This window comes from Geminicoccus flavidas, assembly GCF_009806515.1.
In the GTDB taxonomy this organism is placed as follows: domain Bacteria; phylum Pseudomonadota; class Alphaproteobacteria; order Geminicoccales; family Geminicoccaceae; genus Geminicoccus; species Geminicoccus flavidus.
The window spans coordinates 1-409 of the sequence record NZ_WUJP01000496.1; the positions used below are offsets into that span (position 1 = coordinate 1).

The following is a 409-nucleotide window of genomic DNA, read 5'->3' on the forward strand; positions in this document are numbered from 1 at the left end:
ACAAGGCGTTCAGTCCGGGCGGCGGGTCAGCTGGCCGATGAAGGTCTGGAAGTCCTCCGGGCCGGCGAAGTCGCGATAAACCGAGGCGAAGCGCACGTAGGCGACCGGATCCAGGTCGGCCAGGCTCTCCATGGCCAGCTCGCCCAGCCGGGTCGAGGGGATCTCGCTCTCGCCGGACGCTTCGAGCTGGCGGATGATCCCTGCCACGATCCGGTCGATCTGCTCCTCGTCGATGCCGCGCTTGCGGGTGGCGATCCGGATCGAGCGGGCGAGTTTCTCCCGGTCGAAGGTGACCCGCCGCCCGTCCTTCTTCACCACGGTCAGCTCGCGGATCTGCACCCGCTCGATCGTGGAGAACCGGCCGCCGCAGCCGGGGCAGGAGCGGCGCCGGCGGATGGCGGCACCGTCC

The 409-nt window shown here is 70.2% G+C and carries 1 protein-coding gene; it reads right to left on the reverse strand.

Features of this window, described 5'->3' with window-relative positions; all coding sequences use genetic code 11:
* Positions 1 to 9: 9 nt before the first annotated feature.
* The coding region (gene nrdR / locus EQG76_RS14030) for a transcriptional regulator NrdR (protein ID WP_159714452.1) at positions 10 to 409 on the reverse strand (400 nt) is incomplete at its 5' end.